Here is a 22569-nt window from a genome sequence, read left to right on the forward strand (position 1 = left end):
GGTACGCACCCGGCCGGCCACCCCACGACATCCGTCACACCACAAGTAAGGACACCCCGTGGCACAAGAAGTGCTCACCGACCTCAACAAGGTCCGCAACATCGGCATCATGGCTCACATCGATGCCGGCAAGACGACGACGACCGAGCGCATCCTCTTCTACACGGGTGTCAACCACAAGATCGGCGAGACGCACGATGGCGCCTCGACGACCGACTGGATGGAGCAGGAGAAGGAGCGCGGCATCACGATCACGTCTGCCGCCGTGACCTGCTACTGGAACAAGAACCAGATCAACATCATCGACACCCCCGGACACGTCGACTTCACCGTCGAGGTGGAGCGCTCGCTGCGCGTGCTCGACGGCGCCGTCGCCGTCTTCGACGGCAAGGAGGGTGTCGAGCCCCAGTCCGAGACGGTGTGGCGTCAGGCCGACAAGTACAACGTCCCGCGCATCTGCTTCGTCAACAAGATGGACAAGCTCGGTGCCGACTTCTACTTCACGGTCGACACGATCGTGAACCGCCTCGGTGCGAAGCCGCTCGTCATCCAGCTGCCCATCGGCGCGGAGAGCAACTTCCTCGGCGTGATCGACCTCGTCGAGATGCGCGCACTGGTGTGGCCCGGCGACGCCAAGGGTGATGTCACCATGGGCGCCAAGTACGAGATCCAGGAGATCCCCGCCGACCTCGCCGAGAAGGCCGCGGAGTACCGCCAGGCCCTGCTCGAGACGGTCGCCGAGACCGACGACGTGCTGCTGGAGAAGTTCTTCGGTGGCGAAGAGCTCACGGTCGCCGAGATCAAGGGCGCGATCCGCAAGCTCACCGTCGCCTCGGAGATCTACCCGGTGCTGTGTGGCTCGGCGTTCAAGAACCGCGGCGTGCAGCCCATGCTCGACGCGGTCATCGACTACCTGCCGAACCCGCTCGACGTCGGTGCCATCCAGGCGCACGACCCGAAGGAATACGACACGATCATCGAGCGTCACCCCGACGCGAACGACCCCTTCGCCGCGCTGGCGTTCAAGGTCGCGGTGCACCCGTTCTTCGGTCGCCTCACCTACATCCGCGTCTACTCGGGTCGCCTCGACTCGGGTGCGCAGGTCATCAACTCGACCAAGGGCAAGAAGGAGCGCATCGGAAAGATCTTCCAGATGCACGCCAACAAGGAGATCCCGGTTCCCGCGGTGTCCGCCGGCAACATCTACGCCGTCATCGGCCTGAAGGACACCACCACCGGTGACACCCTGACCGACCCGGCTGAGCCCGTCGTGCTGGAGTCGATGACGTTCCCCGAGCCCGTCATCGAGGTTGCCATCGAGCCGAAGACCAAGGCCGACCAGGAGAAGCTGGGTGTCGCCATCCAGAAGCTCGCTGAAGAGGATCCGACCTTCCGCACCGAGCTCAACCCCGACACCGGCCAGACGGTCATCAAGGGCATGGGCGAGTTGCACCTCGACATCCTCGTCGACCGCATGAAGCGCGAGTTCAACGTCGAGGCCAACGTCGGCAAGCCCCAGGTCGCGTACCGCGAGACGATCAAGAAGACCGTCGAGCGTCACGACTACACGCACAAGAAGCAGACCGGTGGTTCGGGTCAGTTCGCGAAGATCCAGTTCGCGCTCGAGCCGCTCGATCTCGCCGCCGAGAAGACGTACGAGTTCGAGAACAAGGTCACCGGTGGCCGCATTCCGCGCGAGTACATCGAGCCCACCAACCAGGGCTTCCAGGACGCCATGAACGTCGGCGTCCTCGCCGGCTACCCCATGGTGGGCGTCAAGGCCAGCCTGCTCGACGGTGCGTCGCACGACGTCGACTCGTCCGAAATGGCGTTCAAGATCGCCGGCTCCATGGGCTTCAAGGAGGCGGTCCGCAAGGCGAACCCCGTCCTCCTCGAGCCGCTCATGGCCGTCGAGGTGCGCACGCCCGAGGAGTACATGGGCGACGTCATCGGCGACTTGAACTCGCGTCGTGGCCAGATCCAGTCGATGGAGGACGGTTCGGGCATCAAGATCGTCCGCGCCCTCGTGCCGCTGTCGGAGATGTTCGGTTACATCGGCGACCTGCGCTCCAAGACCTCGGGCCGCGCCGTGTACTCGATGGAGTTCGACTCGTACGCCGAGGTGCCCCGCGCCGTGGCCGACGAGATCGTCCAGAAGAACAAGGGCGAGTAACCCGCTGGGATGCTGTGCGCAGAGCCCTCTGTGCAGAGGGATCCGCGCACAGCATCCGCACAAACTGAATACAGACCCAGTCGTCTAGACTGACACCCATCCCCGTAGAGCCCCGGTCGCAATCCAGCGCCCGGAACCTCTACACGAATGTCCTGAGGAGGACCCAGTGGCCAAGGCCAAGTTCGAGCGGACCAAGCCGCACGTCAACATCGGAACGATCGGTCACGTCGACCACGGCAAGACCACGCTCACCGCTGCCATCTCGAAGGTGCTTGCCGACAAGTTCCCGTCGGCGACCAACGTGCAGCGTGACTTCGCGTCGATCGACTCGGCGCCCGAAGAGCGTCAGCGTGGTATCACGATCAACATCTCGCACGTCGAGTACGAGACCCCGAAGCGCCACTACGCGCACGTCGACGCGCCCGGCCACGCCGACTACATCAAGAACATGATCACCGGTGCCGCTCAGATGGATGGCGCGATCCTCGTGGTCGCCGCCACCGATGGCCCGATGGCTCAGACGCGTGAGCACGTGCTGCTCGCCAAGCAGGTCGGCGTTCCCTACCTGCTGGTCGCGCTGAACAAGAGCGACATGGTCGACGACGAGGAGATCCTGGAGCTCGTCGAGCTCGAGGTTCGCGAGCTGCTGTCGTCGCAGGACTTCGATGGCGACAACGCCCCCGTCGTGCGTGTCTCGGGCCTGAAGGCTCTCGAGGGCGACGAGAAGTGGGTCGAGTCGATCGTCGAGCTCATGGCTGCCGTCGACGAGTCCATCCCGGACCCGGTGCGCGACAAGGACAAGCCCTTCCTGATGCCCATCGAGGACGTCTTCACGATCACCGGTCGTGGCACCGTCGTCACGGGCCGCGCCGAGCGTGGCACGCTGGCCATCAACTCCGAGGTCGAGATCGTCGGCATCCGCCCGACGCAGAAGACCATCGTCACGGGTATCGAGATGTTCCACAAGCAGCTCGATGAGGCGTGGGCCGGCGAGAACTGTGGTCTGCTCCTTCGTGGCACCAAGCGTGACGACGTCGAGCGCGGCCAGGTTGTCGTCAAGCCCGGTTCGGTCACCCCGCACACCAACTTCGAGGGCACGGCGTACATCCTGTCCAAGGAAGAGGGCGGCCGCCACAACCCGTTCTTCACGAACTACCGCCCGCAGTTCTACTTCCGTACCACGGACGTGACCGGCGTCATCACGCTGCCCGAGGGCACCGAGATGGTCATGCCCGGTGACACCACCGAGATGTCGGTCGAGCTCATCCAGCCGATCGCCATGGAAGACGGCCTCGGCTTCGCGATCCGTGAGGGTGGCCGCACCGTCGGTGCCGGTACCGTCACCAAGATCCTGAAGTAAGCACCTCGCGGATCTGAAACCCCCGGGAGCCTCGTGCTCCCGGGGGTTTCGTCGTCCCTGGGGTCGGCCCCTAGGCACGGACCACGCGCGGCGTCAGAATGTCCTCAGCGCGCCGTGCGCTGGCGACCGAGAGGGGATGGGCAATGGGGCTCGACGACATCGTGAATCAGGGCAAGCAGTTCTTGGATCAGAACAAGGACAAGATCGACGAGGTGATCCACTCCGACAAGGCGGAGGAGGTCAGCGACACCGTGCTCGACGCGGCCGCCGACTTCGTCAAGAAGGTGGCGCCTGATCAGTTCGACGCGAAGGTTGACGACGTTCGCGACCAGGTCGACGGAGCGATCGGAAACTGATGCTATTCAGGGGCGGATGCCGCGGCATCCGCCCCTTTCGCCTGCCGTGTTGAAATCGATATCGTCGTCAACTTGACGCTGGGGCCACCAGGCCATAGCGTCGACCTTGGTCAGTACGACGCCGGGGGGCTGAAAACCGACTGAACGGACTGTGGGGGTTCGTTCCGCCGCACCGCACTCTCAGATGAGTGCGTGTGCACGGTGACAGGTTGTGGGGGCATGAGCACTGCTCGTGGATTACTGGGGGACCTTCGGGGGACCCGAGCACACTCGTTGCGGCACGGTCTTTCCGGTCGCGCGCCTCTCGCTCCTGCCGGCGTCGGACGATTCGCCGCCGATGTGGATGCCGGGGGGCTTCCGCATTGCGCCCGTCCGCGCCATGGCGTCGTTATCGGCGTTGCGTCGTCGCGTCGGGGGGACGCGGCGCGCTAAGGCCCGGGACGCGCGGTCGGGGGGCCGCGCGTCCCGCGGAGACCGGGAGGGGTGGGCTTTCCCCAAGGGCCCACCCCTCCCTTTTTTGGGGCTGAACGCGGGCGCACGGGATGCCGGCTCAGGGCGCGACACGCCCGGGTTTGCGACACGCCCGGCGGGCACGTAGACTACTGAGGTTCCACATTCTTGCGTGCGCGAAAGCAGCGCGCGGGATCACTGCCAGGGCAGTGCATAGGCGGCGCATCCTCTTCAGGGTCGCGCAATGACCTAGGCCGCGGGTAGCAGAACACGACAACCCGATCTCTCCCGGAAACGGGATTCGTGCGCGTGCGCACGGCGATCGGAACTGACATCAGAACAGTGGTGCGCAAGTGCCCGGCACAGAACCCTGTGCCATGTGCGTCCAATGCCCCCGAGGTACGACGCGAGAAAGAGAGTGAGCAGACAATGGCGGGACAGAAGATCCGCATTCGCCTGAAGTCGTATGACCACGAGGTCATCGACACGTCGGCGCGCAAGATCGTCGACACGGTGACCCGCGCAGGCGCCACCGTTGTGGGCCCCGTGCCCCTTCCGACCGAGAAGAACGTCGTGTGCGTCATCCGGTCGCCCCACAAGTACAAGGACAGCCGCGAGCACTTCGAGATGCGCACTCACAAGCGCCTGATCGACATCATCGACCCGACGCCCAAGGCCGTCGACTCGCTGATGCGTCTCGACCTCCCGGCCGATGTCAACATCGAGATCAAGCTCTGAGGTCCCGGTCATGGCACACATCAACGAAAAGGTTTCCAAGGGCCTGCTCGGCACCAAGCTGGGCATGACCCAGGTATGGGACGAGAACGGCAAGATCGTTCCCGTCACCGTCATCGAGGTGGCCCCCAACGTGGTCACCCAGGTGCGCACGCCCGAGCGTGACGGCTACAACGCCGTTCAGATCGCTTACGGCCAGATCGACCCCCGCAAGGTGAACAAGCCCCTGACGGCTCACTTCGAGGCCGCGGGCGTCACGCCCCGTCGTCACCTCACCGAGGTGCGCACGGCGGATGCCGCTGACTACGCGCTGGGCCAGGAGCTCACCGTCGACGCCACCTTCGAAGCCGGCCAGCTGGTCGACGTGGTCGGCACCAGCAAGGGCAAGGGCACCGCGGGTGTCATGAAGCGCCACAACTTCAAGGGTGTCTCCGCTTCGCACGGTTCGCACCGCAACCACCGCAAGCCCGGTTCCATTGGTGCCTCGTCGACGCCCAGCCGCGTCTTCAAGGGCATGCGCATGGCCGGCCGCATGGGTGGCGAGCGCGTGACCGTCCTCAACCTCACGGTGCACGCCGTCGACACCGAGAAGGGTCTGCTGCTCGTCAAGGGCGCCGTCCCCGGTGCCCGCGGTCGCATCGTCTACGTCCGCAACGCAGTGAAGGGTGCCTGATCATGGCTGACTCGACTCTCGCGCTCGACGTCCACAGCCCCAACGGCAAGAAGACCGGTTCGGTCGCGCTTCCCGCTGCACTGTTCGACGTCAAGACGAACATCCCCCTCATCCACCAGGTCGTCGTGGCGCAGCTCGCCGCGGCACGCCAGGGCACGCACTCGACCAAGCGTCGCGGCGAGGTCTCCGGTGCAGGCCGCAAGCCCTTCAAGCAGAAGGGCACGGGTAACGCTCGTCAGGGCTCCATCCGCGCGCCGCACATGACCGGTGGTGGCATCGTCCACGGGCCCAAGCCGCGTGACTACTCGCAGCGCACCCCCAAGAAAATGGTTGCCGCCGCACTGCTGGGCGCGCTCAGCGACCGTGCACGCGGTGGACGCCTCCACGTCGTCGACTCGTTCGGCATCGAGGGCGCCCCGTCGACCAAGGCTGCCGCTGCCGTGCTCGCCGAGCTCGCCCCGACCAAGAATGTCCTGGTCGTCATCGAGCGCGGTGACGAGCTCACCGTCAAGAGCGTCCGCAACCTCGCGTACGTCCACGTGCTGAGCTTCGACCAGCTGAACGCCTACGACGTTCTCGTCTCGAACGACATCGTCTTCACCAAGGCCGCCTACGACGCCTTCGTCGCGTCCAAGAGCGCCGCCACCGAGGAGGTCTCGGCATGAACGTCTCCGTCAACAAGGACCCGCGCGACATCATCCTGAAGCCGGTCGTCTCCGAGAAGAGCTACGGGCTCATCGACGAGGGCAAGTACACCTTCCTGGTGGACCCGCGCTCCTCGAAGACCGAGATCAAGCTCGCGATCGAGAAGATCTTCGGCGTCAAGGTCGCCGCGGTGAACACGCTCAACCGAACGGGCAAGGCCCGTCGCACCCGCTTCGGCACCGGCAAGCGCAAGGACACCAAGCGCGCCATCGTCACGCTGAAGTCGGGCACCATCGACATCTTCACGGCCGTCGGCTGACAGCTGGGATAGAGGACAACCAACATGGCTATTCGCAAGTACAAGCCCACGACCCCCGGTCGCCGCGGTTCGTCGGTGGCCGACTTCGCCGAGATCACCCGATCGACGCCGGAGAAGTCGCTGCTGCGCCCGCTGTCCAAGACCGGTGGTCGCAACAACCAGGGCCGCATCACGACCCGTCACATCGGTGGTGGCCACAAGCGCCAGTACCGTGTCATCGACTTCCGTCGTCATGACAAGGACGGCGTCAACGCCAAGGTCGCGCACATCGAGTACGACCCCAACCGCACCGCACGTATCGCGCTGCTGCACTACTTCGACGGCGAGAAGCGCTACATCCTCGCGCCGAACAAGCTGTCGCAGGGTGACATCGTCGAGTCGGGCGCAAGCGCCGACATCAAGCCGGGCAACAACCTGCCGCTGAAGAACATCCCCACCGGTACGGTCATTCACGCGATCGAGCTCCGCCCCGGCGGCGGCGCGAAGATGGCGCGTTCGGCAGGCACCTCGGTGCGTCTCGTCGCCAAGGACGGCCCCTACGCGCAGCTTCGTCTGCCCTCGGGCGAGATCCGCAACGTCGACGCACGTTGCCGCGCGACGATCGGTGAGGTCGGCAACGCCGAGCAGTCGAACATCAACTGGGGCAAGGCTGGCCGTAACCGCTGGAAGGGCATCCGCCCGACCGTCCGTGGTGTCGCGATGAACCCGGTCGACCACCCGCACGGTGGTGGTGAGGGCAAGACGTCCGGTGGACGTCACCCCGTTTCTCCTTGGGGCCAGGCTGAGGGTCGCACCCGCCACGCCAACAAGGAAAGCGACAAGTACATCGTCCGTCGTCGCAACGCCGGCAAGAAGCGCAAGTAGGAGTAGAGGAAGATGCCTCGCAGCCTGAAGAAGGGCCCCTTCGTCGACGAGCACCTGCTCCGCAAGGTGGTCTCGCAGAACGATGCCGGTACCAAGAACGTCATCAAGACCTGGTCACGCCGCTCGATGATCATCCCGGCCATGCTGGGTCACACGATCGCCGTGCACGACGGACGCAAGCACATCCCTGTGTTCGTGTCCGAGACCATGGTCGGTCACAAGCTGGGCGAGTTCGCGCCCACCCGCACCTTCCGCGGCCATGAGAAGGACGACAAGAAGGGTCGCCGCCGCTGACGCGGTGGTGATCCTGGAGAGGACTAGAGGAGGAGAGACATGGTGGATTCCATCGCACGCGTCAAGCACATTCGCGTGACCCCTCAGAAGGCTCGTCGTGTCGTCGCGCTCATCAAGGGCAAGCAGGCTCAGGAGGCCCTGGCCATCCTGAAGTTCGCGCCCCAGAGTGCCAGCGAGCCGATTTACAAGCTCGTCGCCGCTGCGGTCGCCAACGCCCGCGTGAAGGCTGACAAGGACGGCGAGTTCCTGGACGAGCAGGACCTGTACGTGCGCAACGCGTACGTGGACGAGGGGTCGACGCTCAAGCGTTTCCGCCCCCGTGCGCAGGGACGTGCCTTCCAGATCAAGAAGCGCACGAGCCACATCACGATCGAGCTCGCGACCCCCGAGGTCGCCGATGCTTCGACGACCAGCAAGAAGGCGAGCAAGTAATGGGACAGAAGGTCAACCCGTACGGCTTCCGCCTCGGCATCACGACCGAACACGTGTCGCGTTGGTTCTCCGACTCGACCAAGCCGGGTCAGCGTTACGCCGACTACGTCGCCGAGGACATCAAGATCCGTAAGCTCCTGCAGACGCAGCTCGACCGCGCCGGCGTGTCCGGCATCGAGATCGAGCGCACCCGTGACCGCGTCCGCGTCGACATTCACACCGCCCGCCCGGGCATCGTGATCGGTCGCCGTGGCGCCGAGGCCGAGCGCATCCGCGCCGACCTCGAGAAGCTCACCGGCAAGCAGATCCAGCTGAACATCCTCGAGGTCAAGAACCCCGAGGCCGACGCTCAGCTGGTCGCACAGGGCATCGCCGAGCAGCTCTCCGCTCGTGTGGCGTTCCGCCGCGCGATGCGCAAGGGCCTGCAGGGCGCCCAGCGCGCCGGTGCCAAGGGCATCCGCATCCAGGTCTCCGGCCGTCTCGGCGGCGCCGAGATGAGCCGGTCGGAGTTCTACCGCGAAGGCCGTGTGCCCCTGCACACGCTCCGCGCGAACATCGACTACGGCTTCTACGAGGCGCGGACCCAGTTCGGGCGCATCGGCGTCAAGGTCTGGATCTACAAGGGCGACCTGACGGCCAAGGAGCTCGCTCGCGAGCAGGCCAACGCGCCCAAGCAGCCCCGCGGTCGCGATGACCGTGGCGGCGACCGTCGTCGTGGCCCGCGCAGCGAGGCCCCCGTCGCAGAAGGAGCGTCTGCCTGATGCTTATTCCCCGCAAGGTCAAGTACCGCAAGCAGCACCACCCCGGCCGCTCGGGTCAGGCCACCGGTGGCACCAAGGTGTCGTTCGGTGAGTTCGGCATCCAGGCGATCACGCCCGCTTACGTGACCAACCGTCAGATCGAGTCCGCTCGTATCGCCATGACGCGTCACATCAAGCGTGGCGGCAAGGTGTGGATCAACATCTACCCCGACCGTCCGCTCACCAAGAAGCCGGCCGAAACCCGCATGGGTTCCGGTAAGGGTTCGCCCGAGTGGTGGGTCGCGAACGTCAAGCCGGGTCGCGTCCTCTTCGAGGTCGCCGGTGTCAACGAGGAACTCGCTCGCGAGGCCCTGACCCGTGCAATTCACAAGCTGCCCTTGAAGGCACGCATCATCAAGCGCGAGGAGGGCGACGCGTAATGTCCGTCGGAACCAAGACGCTCGCTCCCAGCGAGCTGGACACGTTCGAGGACCAGCGCCTCGTCGAAGAGCTGCGTAAGGCCAAGGAAGAGCTGTTCAACCTGCGCTTCCAGTCGGCCACCGGCCAGCTCGAGAGCCACGGCCGCATTCGCGCCGTCAAGCGCGACATCGCGCGGCTCTACACCGTGATCCGCGAGCGCGAGTTGGGCATCCGTGCCACGCCCGCGCCCGTCGAGGTCGCGTCCAAGGCGAAGAAGACCAAGGCCAAGAAGGCGGATGACGCTGTCGAGGCCGTGAAGGAAGAGGCCGAGTGATGGCTGAGACCACCGAGAAGAAGGCCGCCAAGAAGGCGCCGGCCGCGAAGGCCGTCGTCGAGGCGCCCGCCGCCGCTGCCGGCCACGAGTCGTCCGCGCGCGACGTGCGTGACGCCGAGGCTCGCGGTTACCGCAAGTCGCGTCGTGGCTATGTCGTCAGCGACAAGATGGACAAGACGATCGTCGTCGAGGTCGAAGACCGCGTGAAGCACCCGCTCTACGGCAAGGTCATCCGCCGCACGTCGAAGGTCAAGGCCCACGACGAGCAGAACAGCGCCGGCATCGGCGACCTCGTGCTCATCAACGAGACCCGGCCGCTGAGCGCCACCAAGCGGTGGCGCCTGGTCGAGATCCTCGAGAAGGCGAAGTAAGAAATGATCCAGACTGAGTCCCGCCTCAAGGTCGCCGACAACACCGGCGCCAAGGAGCTGCTCACCATCCGCGTGCTCGGCGGCTCCAGCCGTCGCTACGCCGGTCTCGGCGACATCATCGTCGCGACCGTCAAGGATGCGATCCCGGGCGGCAACGTCAAGAAGGGCGATGTGGTCAAGGCCGTCATCGTCCGTACCAAGAAGGAGGTCCGTCGTCCCGACGGCTCCTACATCAAGTTCGATGAGAACGCCGCCGTCATCCTGAAGAACGACGGGGAGCCCCGCGGCACCCGCATCTTCGGACCGGTCGGTCGTGAGCTTCGCGACAAGAAGTTCATGAAGATCGTTTCGCTCGCACCGGAGGTGATCTGACCTCATGGCCAAGATCAAGAAGGGTGACCTGGTTCAGGTCATCACTGGCAAGAAGCAGGACAAGGGCGGCGACCGCGGCAAGCAGGGCAAGGTTCTCGACGTTCTCGTCGAGCAGAACCGTGTCATTGTCGAGGGCGTCAACTACGTCACGAAGCACAACCGCGTGGGCCAGTCCCAGCGCGGCACCAAGACGGGCGGCATCGAGACGATGGAAGCCCCGATCCACATCTCCAACGTCGCCGTCGTCGACCCCTCGACCAAGAAGCCGACCCGTGTCGGTCACCGTGTCGAGGAGCAGACGAAGGACGGCGTGAAGCGCAACGTGCGTGTGCGCTACGCGAAGAAGAGCGGCAAGGACCTCTGAACATGAGCACCACCACTGCCGCGGTGGCTGGCAAGATCCAGCCCCGCCTGAAGCAGAAGTACCAGGGCGAGATCAAGAAGGCTCTGCAGGACGAGTTCGGCTACGGCAACGTCATGCAGATCCCCGGGATCGTCAAGGTCGTCGTGAACACCGGTGTCGGCGAGGCTGCTCGTGACTCCAAGGTGATCGATGGCGCCGTCGACGACCTCACCAAGATCACCGGCCAGAAGCCGGTCGTTACGAAGGCCCGCAAGTCCATCGCGCAGTTCAAGCTGCGCGAGGGCCAGGCCATCGGCGCGCACGTCACCCTCCGTGGTGACCGCGCGTGGGAGTTCCTGGACCGTCTGGTCAACCTCGCCCTGCCGCGTATCCGCGACTTCCGTGGCCTGTCGCCGAAGCAGTTCGACGGCAACGGCAACTACACGTTCGGTCTGCAGGAGCAGTCGGTCTTCCACGAGATCAACCAGGACAAGATCGACCGCGTCCGCGGCTTCGACATCACGATCGTCACCACGGCGAAGACGGATGCCGAGGGCCGGTCGCTGCTGCGTCAGCTGGGCTTCCCGTTCAAGACGGACGAGACCCAGGCCTGACACCCCCCGACCTCTCCGGTCGGTTCATCAAGAAGGTCGGCTGTCGTGTAACGGCATCCGAAACCGCTGAACAAAGGAAACCAACGAAATGACGATGACAGACCCGGTCGCTGACATGCTGACCCGTCTGCGCAACGCGAACTCGGCGCACCACGACTCCGTGTCGCTGCCGAGCTCCAAGCTCAAGACCCACATCGCCGAGATCCTCCAGCAGGAGGGCTACATCGCCGGCTGGGAGGTCTCGGACGCCCGTGTCGGCCAGACCCTCACGCTCACGCTGAAGTACGGCCCGAACCGCGAGCGGTCGATCGCCGGCATCAAGCGCGTCTCCAAGCCCGGCCTGCGTGTCTACGCACGCTCGACCGAGGTCCCCAAGGTCCTCGGCGGCCTGGGCGTCGCGATCCTGTCCACCTCCTCCGGTCTTCTCACCGACCGTCAGGCCGAGCAGAAGGGCGTGGGTGGGGAAGTCCTCGCCTACGTGTGGTGATCTGACATGTCGCGTATTGGACGTCTTCCCATCGACATTCCCGCCGGCGTCACCGTTTCGGTGGACGGCCAGGTTGTCGCCGTCAAGGGCCCCAAGGGCGAGCTCGTGCTCACCGTTGCCAAGCCCATCGAGGTCAAGGTCGAGGAGAGCCAGGTTCTGGTCTCCCGTCCCGACGACGAGCGCGAGTCGCGCTCGCTGCACGGACTGACCCGCACCCTCATCAACAACAACATCATCGGTGTGACCGAGGGCTACACCAAGGGCCTCGAGGTCGTCGGTACCGGTTACCGCGTTGCACAGAAGGGCACGGCGGTCGAGTTCGCGCTCGGCTTCTCGCACCCCGTCCTCATCGAGGCGCCCAGCGGCATCACGCTGACCGTCGAGGGCAACAACAAACTGACCGTGAGCGGCATCTCGAAGCAGGCCGTCGGTGAGGCCGCTGCGAACATCCGCAAGATCCGTAAGCCCGAGCCGTACAAGGGCAAGGGTGTGCGGTACGCCGGCGAGGTCGTTCGCCGCAAGGCCGGAAAGAGTGGTAAGTGATCATGGCTGTCAAGTCGAAGAGCGACGCACGTACGCGTCGTCACCTGCGCCTTCGCAAGAAGGTCGTGGGCACCGAGGCCCGTCCGCGCCTTGTCGTCAACCGTTCGGCCCGCCACGTCTTCGTCCAGCTCGTGGACGACAGCAAGGGCGTGACCGTGGCCTCCGCCTCGACTCTCGAGGCAGACCTGCGCACGTTCGATGGTGACAAGACCGCCAAGGCCCGCAAGGTCGGCGAGCTCGTCGCCGAGCGTGCCAAGGCCGTCGGCGTCTCTGACGTCGTGTTCGACCGCGGTGGCAACCGCTACGCGGGCCGTGTGGCAGCGATCGCCGAGGGCGCCCGCGAGGGAGGTCTGAACCTGTGAGCGATGCAACTACTCAGAATGTGGAGAACGAAGTGACCGAGCAGGCTGCGGCCACCGCTCCCGTCGAGCGCGAGGCTCGTGAGCCCCGCCGCGGCGGACGCGAGCGCAACCCGAACCGTGACCGCGGTTCGCGCGACGCCGAGAAGAGCCAGTTCCTCGAGCGCGTCGTGACCATCAACCGCGTGTCGAAGGTCGTCAAGGGCGGTCGCCGCTTCAGCTTCACGGCGCTGGTCGTCGTGGGCGACGGCAACGGTCTGGTCGGCGTCGGCTACGGCAAGGCGCGTGAGGTTCCCCTCGCCATCTCCAAGGGTGTCGAAGAGGCCAAGCGCAACTTCTTCCGCGTGCCCCGCACCGGCTCGTCCATCCCGCACCCCGTGCAGGGTGAGGCCGCCGCGGGTGTCGTGCTCCTGCGTCCCGCCGCTGCCGGTACCGGTGTTATCGCCGGTGGCCCGGTGCGCGCCGTGCTCGAGTGCGCCGGCATCCACGACGTGCTGTCGAAGTCGCTCGGTTCGTCGAACACGATCAACATCGTGCACGCGACCGTTGCGGCCCTCAAGCAGCTCGAGGAGCCCCGTGCCGTCGCTGCTCGTCGTGGTCTCGACTTCGACCAGGTGGCTCCGGCTCGTCTGATCCGTGCCGAGGCTGACGCCACGGCTGCTGCGAAGGTAGGTGCCTGATGGCCGAGCGTCTCAAGGTGACCCAGATCAAGTCCAAGGTGAGCGAGAAGCAGAACCAGCGTGACACGCTGCGTTCGCTCGGTCTGAAGCGGATCGGCGACTCGGTCGTCCGTCCCGACGACGCGCAGACGCGCGGCTACGTCAAGACCGTCGCGCACCTCGTCAAGGTTGAGGAGATCGACTGATGGCCGAGAAGGCTGAGAAGGCGACCGAAGAGGTCGCCGTCATGAAGACCGAGAAGAAGGCCGCCGCCAAGCCGGCTGCCAAGAAGACGGCAGACAAGGCGCCCGCCAAGCCGGCCGCGAAGAAGGCTCCGGCCAAGAAGGCGGATGCCGAGACCTCGCGTCCCGGTGTGCTCAAGGTCCACCACCTGCGTCCGGTCCCCGGCGCCAACACCGCAAAGACCCGTGTCGGTCGCGGTGAGGGCTCCAAGGGTAAGACCTCGGGCCGTGGTACCAAGGGCACCAAGGCGCGCTACCAGGTCAAGGTGGGCTTCGAGGGCGGTCAGATGCCGCTGCACATGCGTACGCCGAAGCTGCGCGGGTTCAAGAACCCGTTCCGCGTCGAGTACCAGGTGGTCAACCTCGACAAGCTCGCAGAGCTGTACCCGGCCGGTGGCGACGTCACCGTGACCGACCTCGTCGCCAAGGGCGCCGTGCGCAAGAACGAGAAGGTCAAGGTGCTCGGCACCGGCGACATCTCGGTAAAGCTCACCGTGTCGGTCGACAAGGTCTCGGGTTCGGCCGAGCAGAAGATCGTCGCCGCGGGCGGTTCGGTCAAGTAATTCCACGGCAGGGGCCGGAGGCGAGCCTCCGGCCCCTGTTGCCGTACTCTGGAACCGGTGTCTTCGGACCCGTATCGAGACACCGGTCAGCTCACTGGAGGAAAACCCTTTGTTCAGCGCCGTCAGCGCCATCGCGCGGGTCTTCCGCACCCCGGATCTCCGGCGGAAGATCTTCTTCACCCTTGCGATCATCGCGATCTATCGTCTCGGCGCGCACATTCCTGCGCCGTTCGTGAGTTTCCCGAACGTCCAGGCCTGTCTGGCGCAGACGGGGTCGGCCAGCGAGGGCCTGCTCTCCCTCGTCAACCTGTTCTCCGGCGGCGCTCTCCTTCAGCTGTCGATCTTCGCGCTGGGGGTCATGCCGTACATCACGGCGACCATCATCGTGCAGCTGCTGCGCGTGGTCATTCCGCACTTCGAAGCGCTGTACAAAGAAGGACAGTCGGGTCAGGCCCGTCTGACGCAGTACACCCGTTACCTGACGATCGCGCTCGCGCTGCTGCAGTCGACGACTCTGGTGACGGTGGCCCGCTCCGGTGCGCTGTTCGGTTCGACGAGCGTCGCCGAGTGCAAGGCGCTGCTGACCAATGACGTGTGGTGGGCGCAGCTGCTCATGATCATCACGCTCACCGCCGGCACCGGCCTCATCATGTGGTTCGCCGAGCTCGTCACCGAGCGCGGCGTCGGCAACGGTATGTCGATCCTCATCTTCACCTCGATCGCGGCGCAGTTCCCGGCGGCCATGTGGGCCATCGCCACCTCGCGCGGTTTCGAGGTCTTCCTCCTCGTGCTCGCGGTGGGCATCGTCGTGGTCGCGCTGGTCGTCTTCGTCGAGCAGTCGCAGCGCCGCATTCCCGTGCAGTACGCGAAGCGCATGGTGGGCCGTCGCACGGTCGGCGGAACGAACACCTACATCCCGATCAAAGTGAACATGGCGGGCGTCGTGCCGGTCATCTTCGCCTCGTCGCTGCTGTACATCCCTGCTCTGATCGCGCAGTTCAACCAGACGCCCGACGCCAACGGCAACATCCCGGGTTGGGTGACGTGGATCCAGCAGTACCTCACCAAGGGCGATCACCCGCTCTACATGCTGTTGTACTTCCTCCTGATCGTCGGCTTCACGTACTTCTACGTGGCCATCACCTTCAACCCGGTCGAGGTCGCCGACAACATGAAGAAGTACGGCGGCTTCATCCCCGGCATCCGTGCCGGACGCCCGACGGCCGAGTACCTCGACTACGTGCTCACGCGCATCACGCTGCCGGGATCGGTGTATCTGGGTCTGATCGCGCTGCTGCCTCTGGTGGCCCTGGCGACCGTCAGCGCGAACCAGAACTTCCCGTTCGGCGGCGCCTCGATCCTCATCATCGTCGGTGTGGGACTCGAGACCGTCAAGCAGATCGACGCTCAGCTGCAGCAGCGTCACTACGAGGGACTGCTGCGATGACGGCGGCGCGACTGCTGATCATCGGGCCGCAGGGCTCCGGCAAGGGCACGCAGGGCGTGCGGGTGGCCGAGGCTTTCGGCATCCCGGCCGTCTCGACGGGCGACGTCTTCCGCGCCAACGTCAAGGAAGGCACCGAGCTCGGGATCAAGGTCAAGGCCATCATCGATGCCGGTGATCTGGTTCCCGACGAGCTGACCGGTGAGATCGTGCGCGACCGTCTCGCGCAGGACGACGCTGCCGGTGGCTTTCTGCTCGACGGCTACCCCCGCAACCTCGGTCAGGTCGCCGACCTCGACGCCTTCCTGGATGCGCGCGGCGAGCCGCTGACGGCGGTCATCGAGCTCGTCGTCCCGCGCGAAGAGTCGATCCAGCGCCTGTCGCTGCGCGCGACCGAGCAGGGCCGGGCGGACGACAACGCGGAATCGATCGCGAAGCGTCTGGCGATCTACGAGTCGGAGACCGCGCCGATCCTCGACATCTACCGCGAGCGGGGCATCGTCGACGAGGTCGACGGCGTCGGCTCGCTCGACGACGTCTTCGAGCGGATCACCGCCGCCCTGGCAGCTCGCGGCATCACCGTCTCCTGATGGGACTTCGTCGCTCCTTGTACAAGACCCCGGCGCAGCTGCGTTCGATGGTCGAGCCGGGTCTGATCACGGCGGCCGCGCTGGATGCGGTGCGTGCGCTGATCGCTCCGGGCGTGACGACCGCTGAGCTGGATGCCGCGGCATCCGAAGTCATCCTCGCGCGCGGGGCCGAGTCGAACTTCCAGCTCGTGCGCGGGTATCGCCACACCACATGCATCTCCGTCAACGACCAGGTCGTGCACGGCATCCCCGGCGACCGGGTGCTGCAGCCGGGGGACATCGTCTCGATCGATGCCGGCGCCCAGTTCAAGGGGTGGAACGGTGACTCGGCGATCACGATCGTCGTGCCCGGGGGAGACCCGGCGGTGCATGGATCGCGCGAGCGCCTGTCGGCCGTGACCGAGGGATCGCTCTGGGCGGGTGTGGCGGCGCTGGCGTCGGCATCCCGTGTGGGCGAGATCGGCGACGCCGTGCAGGGCTACATAGAGCGCTCGGGCGAGAGCTATGGCATCCTGCGCGACTATGTGGGCCACGGCATCGGCCGCCGCATGCATGAAGGCCCGACGGTGTTCAACTACCGTGTGGCGGATCTCGGTCCCGCGGTGCGACCGGGACTGTGCGTGGCGATCGAGCCGATGGTGACGGGCGGTTCGGACGAGACGTATGTCGAGGACGATGAGTGGACCGTGACGACCGTCGATGGCACCGACGGCGCCCACTGGGAGCACAGCGTCGCGGTGCACGATGACGGCATCTGGGTGCTGACCGCCGCCGACGGTGGCGCCGCGGGCCTGGCGCCCTTCGGCGTCACGCCCATCCCCATCGCCTGACCCGCCGCGCGTTACATTCACGCCGCGTGCGTGGGTCTGCCACTGCCTGTCCCGCTTATTCACGGGCAACGCATAGGGGGGCGTAGGGGATGATAGAAGAGACGTGGCGCGTGCCGCGGCGAGGAGAGGCATCGAGCTATGGCGCAGGCAGCGGCGGGTAAGAAGAACTGGTTCGCAATCTGGGTGAGTGTGGCGGTCGTCGTCGTCGTCGCCCTGGTCATCGCACTGGTGGTGTGGATGAACCGCGCCGCCACCGATCCGGGAACAGCCCCCGCGGGATCGGGCATCAACCAGGAGACCGGCGCGATCGCCGTCGGATCGGGTTCTCAGACGCTGGATACATATGTCGACTTCATGTGCCCGATCTGCAACCAGTTCGAGCAGACCTACGGCGGAGAGATCCTCGATCTCGCCAACAAGGGAACGATCACCCTCAACATCCACCCGATCTCGATCCTCGATCGTGCCTCTCAGGGGACCAAGTACTCCACTCGCGCCGCAAACGCGATGTACTGCGTCGCCGAGGCCGCGCCCGACAAGGCCGTGGCCTTCATGCAGGCGCTGTACAAGAGTCAGCCGGAAGAGAACTCGACGGGCCTGACTGATCAGCAGATCATCGATATCGCAACCGGTGTCGGGGTGACCGGCATCGACTCCTGTGTCACCGGTGGCACCTATACGAAGTTCGTCACATCGATGACCCAGAAGACACCGATCCAGCCTGGCTCCAGTGGCATCGGTACACCGACCCTCGCGGTGAACGGCACGGTCATCGCGAACCAGAGCATCCCGGCCAAGGGACAGTTCGCGTCGCTCTTCAAGTAAGCGACCGCAGCCACGGAGGGCCGTGCGGCAGTTTGCCGTGCGGCCCTTTAACACGTACACTGGTTCTTTGGTGCCTTGCGCCTCTATTGGCTTGTCGCCGCACCACATCCCACTCACCGCAGACCGACCGGTCTGCATAAGCGTCAGCGAGGCTATGGCTAAGAAAGACGGTGTCATCGAAATCGAGGGCGTCATCTCCGAGGCGTTGCCCAATGCGATGTTCCGCGTTGAGCTCACCAACGGACACAAGGTGCTCGCCACGATCTCCGGCAAGATGCGGCAGAACTACATCCGCATCATCCCCGAAGACCGCGTCGTCGTGGAGCTTTCGCCCTACGACCTCACGCGCGGTCGCATCGTCTATCGCTACCGCTAGACCGGTCGAGAAGTAACGAGCGCTGGATGCCGCGGCATCCGAGCGACTCGAAGACAGCGAACAGGAAACATCATGAAGGTAAACCCCTCCGTCAAGCCCATCTGCGACCACTGCAAGGTCATCCGTCGCCACGGTCGCGTCATGGTCATCTGCAAGTCGAACCCGCGTCACAAGCAGCGCCAGGGTTGAGTCGTCGCGGATCACCGCGGCTCAGCAGGACGAAGACAACTCAATACCGACCGGAAACGGTCAGCACATTGCAGGATCAGAACCTCTTCGGAGGGGACACCTCGGGGCGGAGGCCCGAGCACCGATCCTGCTTCACACCTCCACTACTCCTAGGAGAACCCGCATGGCACGTCTTGCCGGCGTTGACATCCCGCGCGACAAGCGCGTGGTGATCGCCCTCACCTACATCTACGGCATCGGCCGTACCCGTTCGGTCGAGATCCTGAAGGCCACCGAGATCGACGAGTCGATCCGCGTCAAGGACCTCTCCGACGACCAGCTGGTCGCGCTGCGCGACCACATCGAAGGCAACTACAAGGTGGAGGGTGACCTGCGCCGCGAGGTCGCCGCCGACATCCGCCGCAAGGTCGAGATCGGCTCGTACGAGGGCATCCGTCACCGCCGCGGCCTGCCCGTGCGCGGTCAGCGCACCAAGACCAACGCGCGTACCCGCAAGGGCCCCAAGCGCACCGTCGCCGGCAAGAAGAAGGCGCGCTAAGGCGCGGCCCGGGATTTAGGAGAACCTGAACATGGCACAGGCCAAGACCGCCGCGCGCAAGCCGCGTCGCAAGGAAAAGAAGAACATCGCGCTGGGCCACGCCCACATCAAGTCGACGTTCAACAACACGATCGTCTCGATCACCGACCCGTCGGGCGCCGTCATCAGCTGGGCGTCGTCGGGTGGTGTGGGCTTCAAGGGCTCGCGCAAGTCGACCCCCTACGCCGCCGGCATGGCTGCCGAGTCGGCTGCCCGCCAGGCTGCCGAGCACGGCGTCAAGAAGGTGGACGTCTTCGTGAAGGGTCCCGGCTCGGGCCGCGAGACCGCGATCCGCTCGCTGCAGGCCGCCGGCCTCGAGGTGGGCTCGATCTCCGACGTCACCCCGCAGGCGCACAACGGCTGCCGCCCGCCGAAGCGCCGCCGCGTCTGACCTCTCGACGAGCTCTGGGACCCTTCCGGTCTCAGAGCCGTCGTCGTCGGGGTCCCCGGCATCCGTCTTTTAATAACTCAACACCTCTTGTAATCGCACGTGTCATATAGCGGGCACGTGACGGAAAGGAACACATAGTGCTCATTGCACAGCGTCCCACTCTGACCGAGGAGAAGATCGGCGAGTTCCGCAGCCGCTTCGTCATCGAGCCGCTGGAGCCTGGCTTCGGCTACACGATCGGCAATGCGCTGCGTCGCAGCCTGCTCTCCTCGATCCCCGGCGCGGCTGTCACCAGCATCCGCATCGATGGTGTGCTGCACGAGTTCAGCACCATCCCCGGCGTGAAGGAGGATGTCACCGAGATCATCCTCAACATCAAGCAGCTGGTGGTGTCGTCCGAGCGCGACGAGCCCATCACGGCGTACCTGCGCAAGACCGGCTCCGGCGAGGTCACCGCCGCCGACATCTCCGCTCCGGCGGGTGTCGAGGTGCACAACCCCGAGCTGGTCATCGCGACGCTCAACGATTCGGCCAAGTTCGAGCTCGAGCTCACCATCGAGCGTGGCCGCGGCTATGTCTCGGCCACCCAGAACCGCAACGAGTACGCCGAGGCCGGTCAGATTCCGATCGACTCGATCTACTCGCCCGTTCTGAAGGTGTCGTACCGCGTCGACGCGACGCGTGCCGGTGAGCGCACCGACTTCGACAAGCTCGTGCTGGACGTTGAGGCCAAGGCCTCGATCTCCCCGCGTGACGCCGTGGCATCCGCCGGGCGCACGCTCACCGAGCTGTTCGGCCTCGCCCGCGAGCTGAACGTCGAGGCCGAAGGCATCGAGATCGGCCCCGCGCCGGTCGCCGAGGTTCTCACCAACGAGCTGTCGATGCCGATTGAGGATCTCGATCTGTCGGTGCGCTCGTACAACTGCCTCAAGCGCGAGGGCATCAACACGGTGTCCGAGCTGGTCGCTCTGTCGGAGACGCAGCTGATGAACATCCGCAACTTCGGTCAGAAGTCGGTGGACGAGGTGCGCGACAAGCTCGTGTCGCTCGGTCTGTCGCTGAAGGACTCGGTTCCCGGGTTCGACGGTGCGCACTTCTACGGCGGCTACGACGACGAGGCCCTCTGAGCATCCGCGCTCAGAGCGTCACCACCTCTTCGCGGTCCGGCCCGACCGGTTCGCTGACACTTTCCATCTGGAGTAACTGATATGCCCAAGCCCACCAAGGGTCCCCGCCTCGGAGGCGGCCCCGCCCACGAGCGTCTGCTGCTGGCCAACCTGGCCTCGGCTCTGTTCACCCACAAGTCGATCACGACGACCGAGACCAAGGCCAAGCGCCTGCGTCCGCTCGCCGAGCGCATGGTCACCTTCGCCAAGCGCGGCGACCTGCACGCTCGCCGTCGCGTGCTGTCCGTGCTCGGCAACAAGGACGCCGTCCACGAGCTGTTCGCCGAGATCGCGCCGCTGGTCGCCGAGCGTGAGGGCGGCTACACCCGCATCACGAAGATCGGCAACCGCAAGGGCGACAACGCTCCCATGGCCGTGATCGAGCTGGTTCTCGAGCCCGTCACCCCGAAGCCGAAGTCGGCCAAGAAGTCTGCTGCTGCTGCTCCCGTTGCCACGCCCGTCAAGGACGAGGACGCTGCCGAAGAGGCCGCGACCGAGGCCGTCGCCGAGGCTGACGCGACGCAGGATGCCGCGGCTGAGGTCGCCACGGACGACGCCGCTGCTGCGGGCGCCGAGTCGCCCGAGGAAGGCGCAGCCGCTGAGGCCGCGGCCGAGGACGCCGCCAAGTAAGGCTGACCCGCTGTCAGAGAGGCCCGCACCCTTCGGGGTGCGGGCCTCTCTGCGTGGGACGGTCGCCGCTACAGTGGCGGGGTGAGCGAGCTGACCGAACGCTTGAGCCCGTCCGAGCGCCCGAGCCTGCGTGAAAGAATCGAGCAGTTGCGCCGCCGGCTCGGCGTCGTCGACGGGCCGGTGTTGCCGCGGCATCCGCAGGTCGCCTCGTGGCGCACCGCCACCGCCGACGACATCGACGCCATCCATGCCGTCACGGCCGCCGTCGATCGGCGTGACCACCCGAGTTGGACGACGCCGCGCGAGGAGATCGCCGACAGCTTCGATCTGCCGCACATCGACCACTCGCGCGACACCGTGCTCGCGCTGGATGCCGCGGGTGAGGTGATCGCCGTCGGCAGTGCGTTTCTGCACCCCGCCCAGGCCGGCGCGCTGACCGTCACCCTGTCGGGCGCGGTGCAGCCGGAGCTGTGGCATCGCGGCATCGGCACCGCCGTGTTCGGATGGCAGTGCGCACGGGGTCTCGAGCAGTTGGCGGAAGGGGCGGCGACGCTGCCCTCCGAGGTCGACGAGTGGACCGCCGACCTGAAGGTCTACGCGGCGGAGTCCAACATCGCGCACCAGCGCCTTGCTCAGGCCCGCGGATTCGCACCGGAGCGGTGGTTCGCCACGATGATGCGCGAGCTCACCGCCGACGCTCCCGACGTGGGGCTGCCGGTGGATGCCGAGACGCGCGGCATGCGCGTGATCGAGTACACCCGTGACCGCGACGACGATGTGCGCCTCGCGCGCAACGACGCTTTCCGCGATCACTGGGGGAGTCTGCCGAGCGCGCCGGAATCGTGGGCGAAGTTCGTCGGCGGCGAGTTCTTCCGTCCCGACCTGTCGCGCCTCGTCGTCGATGCCGACGGGCGGATCGCCGCCTTCTGTCTGGCCTCCGTCATCGAGGATGATTGGGAGTCGCTCGGGGTACCCCACGCGTACATCGATCTCATCGGCGTCGTGCGGGCGCACCGCAAGCGGGGACTCGCGCCGGCCGTGGTCGCGGCGACCCTGCGGGCCATTGCCGCGGCCGACCTGGACAGGGCGGTGCTCGACGTCGACACCGACAGTCCGACCGGCGCGAACACCCTGTACGAACGACTCGGCTTCGTCGCCGATGAGCGATCGGTCGCACTGGTCGCTCGCGCGTGAGGCGGCCGG

Annotated in this window: 34 protein-coding genes; all 34 read left to right on the forward strand. The window is 65.8% G+C overall.

Going from position 1 to position 22569, the window contains the following annotated elements; translation table 11 throughout:
* The first annotated feature begins 58 nt into the window (after nt 1–58).
* The 34 genes from fusA to ITJ43_RS04680 all read left to right on the forward strand — a co-directional run bounded on the left by fusA (nt 59) and on the right by ITJ43_RS04680 (nt 22560).
* A complete protein-coding gene (gene fusA, locus ITJ43_RS04515; RefSeq protein WP_194582648.1) occupies nt 59–2173 on the forward strand; it encodes an elongation factor G in 2115 nt (704 codons plus the stop codon).
* A 166-nt stretch (nt 2174–2339) separates the two neighbouring features.
* Entirely contained in the window at nt 2340–3533 is a 1194-nt protein-coding gene (gene tuf / locus ITJ43_RS04520) for an elongation factor Tu (RefSeq protein WP_194582649.1), read from the forward strand.
* Nucleotides 3534–3676: 143 nt separating this feature from the next.
* Nucleotides 3677–3889, forward strand: coding sequence for an Rv0909 family putative TA system antitoxin (locus ITJ43_RS04525; RefSeq protein ID WP_194582650.1), 213 nt, complete (start codon nt 3677–3679; stop codon nt 3887–3889).
* An 879-nt stretch (nt 3890–4768) separates the two neighbouring features.
* Nucleotides 4769–5077: a 30S ribosomal protein S10 gene (gene rpsJ / locus ITJ43_RS04530; RefSeq protein WP_005050520.1), complete on the forward strand. Its 309-nt coding sequence runs from the start codon at nt 4769–4771 to the stop codon at nt 5075–5077.
* 10 nt (nt 5078–5087) lie between these two features.
* A complete protein-coding gene (gene rplC, locus ITJ43_RS04535) occupies nt 5088–5747 on the forward strand; it encodes a 50S ribosomal protein L3 (RefSeq protein ID WP_194582651.1) in 660 nt (219 codons plus the stop codon).
* Between the two features lie 2 nt (nt 5748–5749).
* A complete protein-coding gene (gene rplD / locus ITJ43_RS04540) occupies nt 5750–6412 on the forward strand; it encodes a 50S ribosomal protein L4 (RefSeq protein ID WP_194582652.1) in 663 nt (220 codons plus the stop codon).
* The gene (gene rplW / locus ITJ43_RS04545) at nt 6409–6711 is read left to right on the forward strand and encodes a 50S ribosomal protein L23 (RefSeq protein ID WP_194582653.1); all 303 of its coding nucleotides are present in this window, start codon (nt 6409–6411) and stop codon (nt 6709–6711) included. Before rplD ends, rplW begins: the two co-directional genes overlap by 4 nt.
* Before the next feature lie 24 nt (nt 6712–6735).
* A complete protein-coding gene (gene rplB, locus ITJ43_RS04550) occupies nt 6736–7575 on the forward strand; it encodes a 50S ribosomal protein L2 (RefSeq protein WP_194582654.1) in 840 nt (279 codons plus the stop codon).
* Between the two features lie 12 nt (nt 7576–7587).
* Nucleotides 7588–7869 carry a 30S ribosomal protein S19 gene (gene rpsS / locus ITJ43_RS04555; RefSeq protein ID WP_005050512.1) on the forward strand — a complete coding sequence of 94 codons (282 nt, stop codon included), beginning with the start codon at nt 7588–7590 and terminating at the stop codon, nt 7867–7869.
* Between the two features lie 39 nt (nt 7870–7908).
* Nucleotides 7909–8301: a 50S ribosomal protein L22 gene (rplV, locus tag ITJ43_RS04560; RefSeq protein WP_194582655.1), complete on the forward strand. Its 393-nt coding sequence runs from the start codon at nt 7909–7911 to the stop codon at nt 8299–8301.
* Entirely contained in the window at nt 8301–9062 is a 762-nt protein-coding gene (rpsC, locus tag ITJ43_RS04565) for a 30S ribosomal protein S3 (RefSeq protein WP_194582656.1), read from the forward strand. The genes rplV and rpsC overlap by 1 nt, the downstream gene beginning before the upstream one ends.
* Nucleotides 9062–9481, forward strand: a complete 420-nt coding sequence (gene rplP, locus ITJ43_RS04570) for a 50S ribosomal protein L16 (protein WP_194582657.1) — start codon at nt 9062–9064, stop codon at nt 9479–9481. The genes rpsC and rplP overlap by 1 nt, the downstream gene beginning before the upstream one ends.
* Nucleotides 9481–9795 (forward strand): 50S ribosomal protein L29, encoded by a 315-nt coding sequence (gene rpmC / locus ITJ43_RS04575; protein ID WP_194582658.1) that lies wholly within the window; start codon nt 9481–9483, stop codon nt 9793–9795. The genes rplP and rpmC overlap by 1 nt, the downstream gene beginning before the upstream one ends.
* 104 nt (nt 9796–9899) lie before the next feature.
* Nucleotides 9900–10166 carry a 30S ribosomal protein S17 gene (rpsQ, locus tag ITJ43_RS15190; RefSeq protein WP_416361063.1) on the forward strand — a complete coding sequence of 89 codons (267 nt, stop codon included), beginning with the start codon at nt 9900–9902 and terminating at the stop codon, nt 10164–10166.
* 3 nt (nt 10167–10169) lie between these two features.
* Entirely contained in the window at nt 10170–10538 is a 369-nt protein-coding gene (gene rplN / locus ITJ43_RS04585) for a 50S ribosomal protein L14 (protein ID WP_194582660.1), read from the forward strand.
* 4 nt (nt 10539–10542) lie between these two features.
* Complete coding sequence (rplX, locus tag ITJ43_RS04590; protein ID WP_194582661.1) at nt 10543–10902, forward strand: 50S ribosomal protein L24; 360 nt, start codon at nt 10543–10545, stop codon at nt 10900–10902.
* A 2-nt stretch (nt 10903–10904) separates the two neighbouring features.
* A complete protein-coding gene (gene rplE, locus ITJ43_RS04595; RefSeq protein ID WP_194582662.1) occupies nt 10905–11495 on the forward strand; it encodes a 50S ribosomal protein L5 in 591 nt (196 codons plus the stop codon).
* Between the two features lie 88 nt (nt 11496–11583).
* Entirely contained in the window at nt 11584–11982 is a 399-nt protein-coding gene (gene rpsH / locus ITJ43_RS04600) for a 30S ribosomal protein S8 (protein WP_194582663.1), read from the forward strand.
* Nucleotides 11983–11988: 6 nt separating this feature from the next.
* Nucleotides 11989–12525 carry a 50S ribosomal protein L6 gene (gene rplF / locus ITJ43_RS04605; RefSeq protein ID WP_194582664.1) on the forward strand — a complete coding sequence of 179 codons (537 nt, stop codon included), beginning with the start codon at nt 11989–11991 and terminating at the stop codon, nt 12523–12525.
* A gap of 2 nt (nt 12526–12527) precedes the next feature.
* The gene (gene rplR, locus ITJ43_RS04610; RefSeq protein WP_194583167.1) at nt 12528–12887 is read left to right on the forward strand and encodes a 50S ribosomal protein L18; all 360 of its coding nucleotides are present in this window, start codon (nt 12528–12530) and stop codon (nt 12885–12887) included.
* A 32-nt stretch (nt 12888–12919) separates the two neighbouring features.
* A complete protein-coding gene (gene rpsE, locus ITJ43_RS04615) occupies nt 12920–13564 on the forward strand; it encodes a 30S ribosomal protein S5 (protein ID WP_323741123.1) in 645 nt (214 codons plus the stop codon).
* Entirely contained in the window at nt 13564–13749 is a 186-nt protein-coding gene (gene rpmD, locus ITJ43_RS04620) for a 50S ribosomal protein L30 (RefSeq protein ID WP_013583998.1), read from the forward strand. The genes rpsE and rpmD overlap by 1 nt, the downstream gene beginning before the upstream one ends.
* Nucleotides 13749–14348, forward strand: coding sequence for a 50S ribosomal protein L15 (gene rplO, locus ITJ43_RS04625; RefSeq protein WP_194582666.1), 600 nt, complete (start codon nt 13749–13751; stop codon nt 14346–14348). Before rpmD ends, rplO begins: the two co-directional genes overlap by 1 nt.
* A gap of 109 nt (nt 14349–14457) precedes the next feature.
* Nucleotides 14458–15795: a preprotein translocase subunit SecY gene (gene secY, locus ITJ43_RS04630; RefSeq protein ID WP_194582667.1), complete on the forward strand. Its 1338-nt coding sequence runs from the start codon at nt 14458–14460 to the stop codon at nt 15793–15795.
* Nucleotides 15792–16382 carry an adenylate kinase gene (locus tag ITJ43_RS04635; protein WP_194582668.1) on the forward strand — a complete coding sequence of 197 codons (591 nt, stop codon included), beginning with the start codon at nt 15792–15794 and terminating at the stop codon, nt 16380–16382. The genes secY and ITJ43_RS04635 overlap by 4 nt, the downstream gene beginning before the upstream one ends.
* Nucleotides 16382–17212 (forward strand): type I methionyl aminopeptidase, encoded by an 831-nt coding sequence (gene map, locus ITJ43_RS04640; RefSeq protein ID WP_194582669.1) that lies wholly within the window; start codon nt 16382–16384, stop codon nt 17210–17212. The genes ITJ43_RS04635 and map overlap by 1 nt, the downstream gene beginning before the upstream one ends.
* 138 nt (nt 17213–17350) lie before the next feature.
* On the forward strand, nt 17351–18037 hold the full coding sequence (locus ITJ43_RS04645; RefSeq protein ID WP_194582670.1) for a DsbA family protein: 687 nt from the start codon (nt 17351–17353) through the stop codon (nt 18035–18037).
* Nucleotides 18038–18191: 154 nt separating this feature from the next.
* Entirely contained in the window at nt 18192–18413 is a 222-nt protein-coding gene (infA, locus tag ITJ43_RS04650; RefSeq protein WP_028496510.1) for a translation initiation factor IF-1, read from the forward strand.
* 72 nt (nt 18414–18485) lie between these two features.
* Nucleotides 18486–18602: a 50S ribosomal protein L36 gene (gene rpmJ / locus ITJ43_RS04655; RefSeq protein WP_005050492.1), complete on the forward strand. Its 117-nt coding sequence runs from the start codon at nt 18486–18488 to the stop codon at nt 18600–18602.
* Between the two features lie 163 nt (nt 18603–18765).
* Nucleotides 18766–19140, forward strand: a complete 375-nt coding sequence (gene rpsM, locus ITJ43_RS04660) for a 30S ribosomal protein S13 (protein ID WP_194582671.1) — start codon at nt 18766–18768, stop codon at nt 19138–19140.
* Nucleotides 19141–19171: 31 nt separating this feature from the next.
* Nucleotides 19172–19570 (forward strand): 30S ribosomal protein S11, encoded by a 399-nt coding sequence (gene rpsK, locus ITJ43_RS04665; RefSeq protein WP_194582672.1) that lies wholly within the window; start codon nt 19172–19174, stop codon nt 19568–19570.
* A 137-nt stretch (nt 19571–19707) separates the two neighbouring features.
* On the forward strand, nt 19708–20697 hold the full coding sequence (locus tag ITJ43_RS04670) for a DNA-directed RNA polymerase subunit alpha (RefSeq protein ID WP_194582673.1): 990 nt from the start codon (nt 19708–19710) through the stop codon (nt 20695–20697).
* Between the two features lie 81 nt (nt 20698–20778).
* Entirely contained in the window at nt 20779–21366 is a 588-nt protein-coding gene (rplQ, locus tag ITJ43_RS04675) for a 50S ribosomal protein L17 (protein WP_194582674.1), read from the forward strand.
* Nucleotides 21367–21447: 81 nt separating this feature from the next.
* Nucleotides 21448–22560: a GNAT family N-acetyltransferase gene (locus ITJ43_RS04680; protein WP_323741124.1), complete on the forward strand. Its 1113-nt coding sequence runs from the start codon at nt 21448–21450 to the stop codon at nt 22558–22560.
* Nucleotides 22561–22569 lie beyond the last annotated feature (9 nt).

Origin of the sequence: Microbacterium sp. VKM Ac-2870 (genome assembly GCF_015350795.1) — a bacterium.
Classification (GTDB): domain Bacteria; phylum Actinomycetota; class Actinomycetes; order Actinomycetales; family Microbacteriaceae; genus Microbacterium.

Bases quoted from the DNA above. Each gene is read 5' to 3' on its own strand.
- ITJ43_RS04525 (WP_194582650.1), top strand. From the start codon at position 3,677: ATGGGGCTCGACGACATCGTGAATCAGGGCAAGCAGTTCTTGGATCAG.
- rpsJ (WP_005050520.1), top strand. From the start codon at position 4,769: ATGGCGGGACAGAAGATCCGCATTCGCCTGAAGTCGTATGACCACGAG.
- rplC (WP_194582651.1), top strand. From the start codon at position 5,088: ATGGCACACATCAACGAAAAGGTTTCCAAGGGCCTGCTCGGCACCAAG.
- rplD (WP_194582652.1), top strand. From the start codon at position 5,750: ATGGCTGACTCGACTCTCGCGCTCGACGTCCACAGCCCCAACGGCAAG.
- rplW (WP_194582653.1), top strand. From the start codon at position 6,409: ATGAACGTCTCCGTCAACAAGGACCCGCGCGACATCATCCTGAAGCCG.
- rplB (WP_194582654.1), top strand. From the start codon at position 6,736: ATGGCTATTCGCAAGTACAAGCCCACGACCCCCGGTCGCCGCGGTTCG.
- rpsS (WP_005050512.1), top strand. From the start codon at position 7,588: ATGCCTCGCAGCCTGAAGAAGGGCCCCTTCGTCGACGAGCACCTGCTC.
- rplV (WP_194582655.1), top strand. From the start codon at position 7,909: ATGGTGGATTCCATCGCACGCGTCAAGCACATTCGCGTGACCCCTCAG.
- rpsC (WP_194582656.1), top strand. From the start codon at position 8,301: ATGGGACAGAAGGTCAACCCGTACGGCTTCCGCCTCGGCATCACGACC.
- rplP (WP_194582657.1), top strand. From the start codon at position 9,062: ATGCTTATTCCCCGCAAGGTCAAGTACCGCAAGCAGCACCACCCCGGC.
- rpmC (WP_194582658.1), top strand. From the start codon at position 9,481: ATGTCCGTCGGAACCAAGACGCTCGCTCCCAGCGAGCTGGACACGTTC.
- rplN (WP_194582660.1), top strand. From the start codon at position 10,170: ATGATCCAGACTGAGTCCCGCCTCAAGGTCGCCGACAACACCGGCGCC.
- rplX (WP_194582661.1), top strand. From the start codon at position 10,543: ATGGCCAAGATCAAGAAGGGTGACCTGGTTCAGGTCATCACTGGCAAG.
- rplE (WP_194582662.1), top strand. From the start codon at position 10,905: ATGAGCACCACCACTGCCGCGGTGGCTGGCAAGATCCAGCCCCGCCTG.
- rpsH (WP_194582663.1), top strand. From the start codon at position 11,584: ATGACGATGACAGACCCGGTCGCTGACATGCTGACCCGTCTGCGCAAC.
- rplF (WP_194582664.1), top strand. From the start codon at position 11,989: ATGTCGCGTATTGGACGTCTTCCCATCGACATTCCCGCCGGCGTCACC.
- rplR (WP_194583167.1), top strand. From the start codon at position 12,528: ATGGCTGTCAAGTCGAAGAGCGACGCACGTACGCGTCGTCACCTGCGC.
- rpmD (WP_013583998.1), top strand. From the start codon at position 13,564: ATGGCCGAGCGTCTCAAGGTGACCCAGATCAAGTCCAAGGTGAGCGAG.
- rplO (WP_194582666.1), top strand. From the start codon at position 13,749: ATGGCCGAGAAGGCTGAGAAGGCGACCGAAGAGGTCGCCGTCATGAAG.
- ITJ43_RS04635 (WP_194582668.1), top strand. From the start codon at position 15,792: ATGACGGCGGCGCGACTGCTGATCATCGGGCCGCAGGGCTCCGGCAAG.
- map (WP_194582669.1), top strand. From the start codon at position 16,382: ATGGGACTTCGTCGCTCCTTGTACAAGACCCCGGCGCAGCTGCGTTCG.
- ITJ43_RS04645 (WP_194582670.1), top strand. From the start codon at position 17,351: ATGGCGCAGGCAGCGGCGGGTAAGAAGAACTGGTTCGCAATCTGGGTG.
- infA (WP_028496510.1), top strand. From the start codon at position 18,192: ATGGCTAAGAAAGACGGTGTCATCGAAATCGAGGGCGTCATCTCCGAG.
- rpmJ (WP_005050492.1), top strand. From the start codon at position 18,486: ATGAAGGTAAACCCCTCCGTCAAGCCCATCTGCGACCACTGCAAGGTC.
- rpsM (WP_194582671.1), top strand. From the start codon at position 18,766: ATGGCACGTCTTGCCGGCGTTGACATCCCGCGCGACAAGCGCGTGGTG.
- rpsK (WP_194582672.1), top strand. From the start codon at position 19,172: ATGGCACAGGCCAAGACCGCCGCGCGCAAGCCGCGTCGCAAGGAAAAG.
- rplQ (WP_194582674.1), top strand. From the start codon at position 20,779: ATGCCCAAGCCCACCAAGGGTCCCCGCCTCGGAGGCGGCCCCGCCCAC.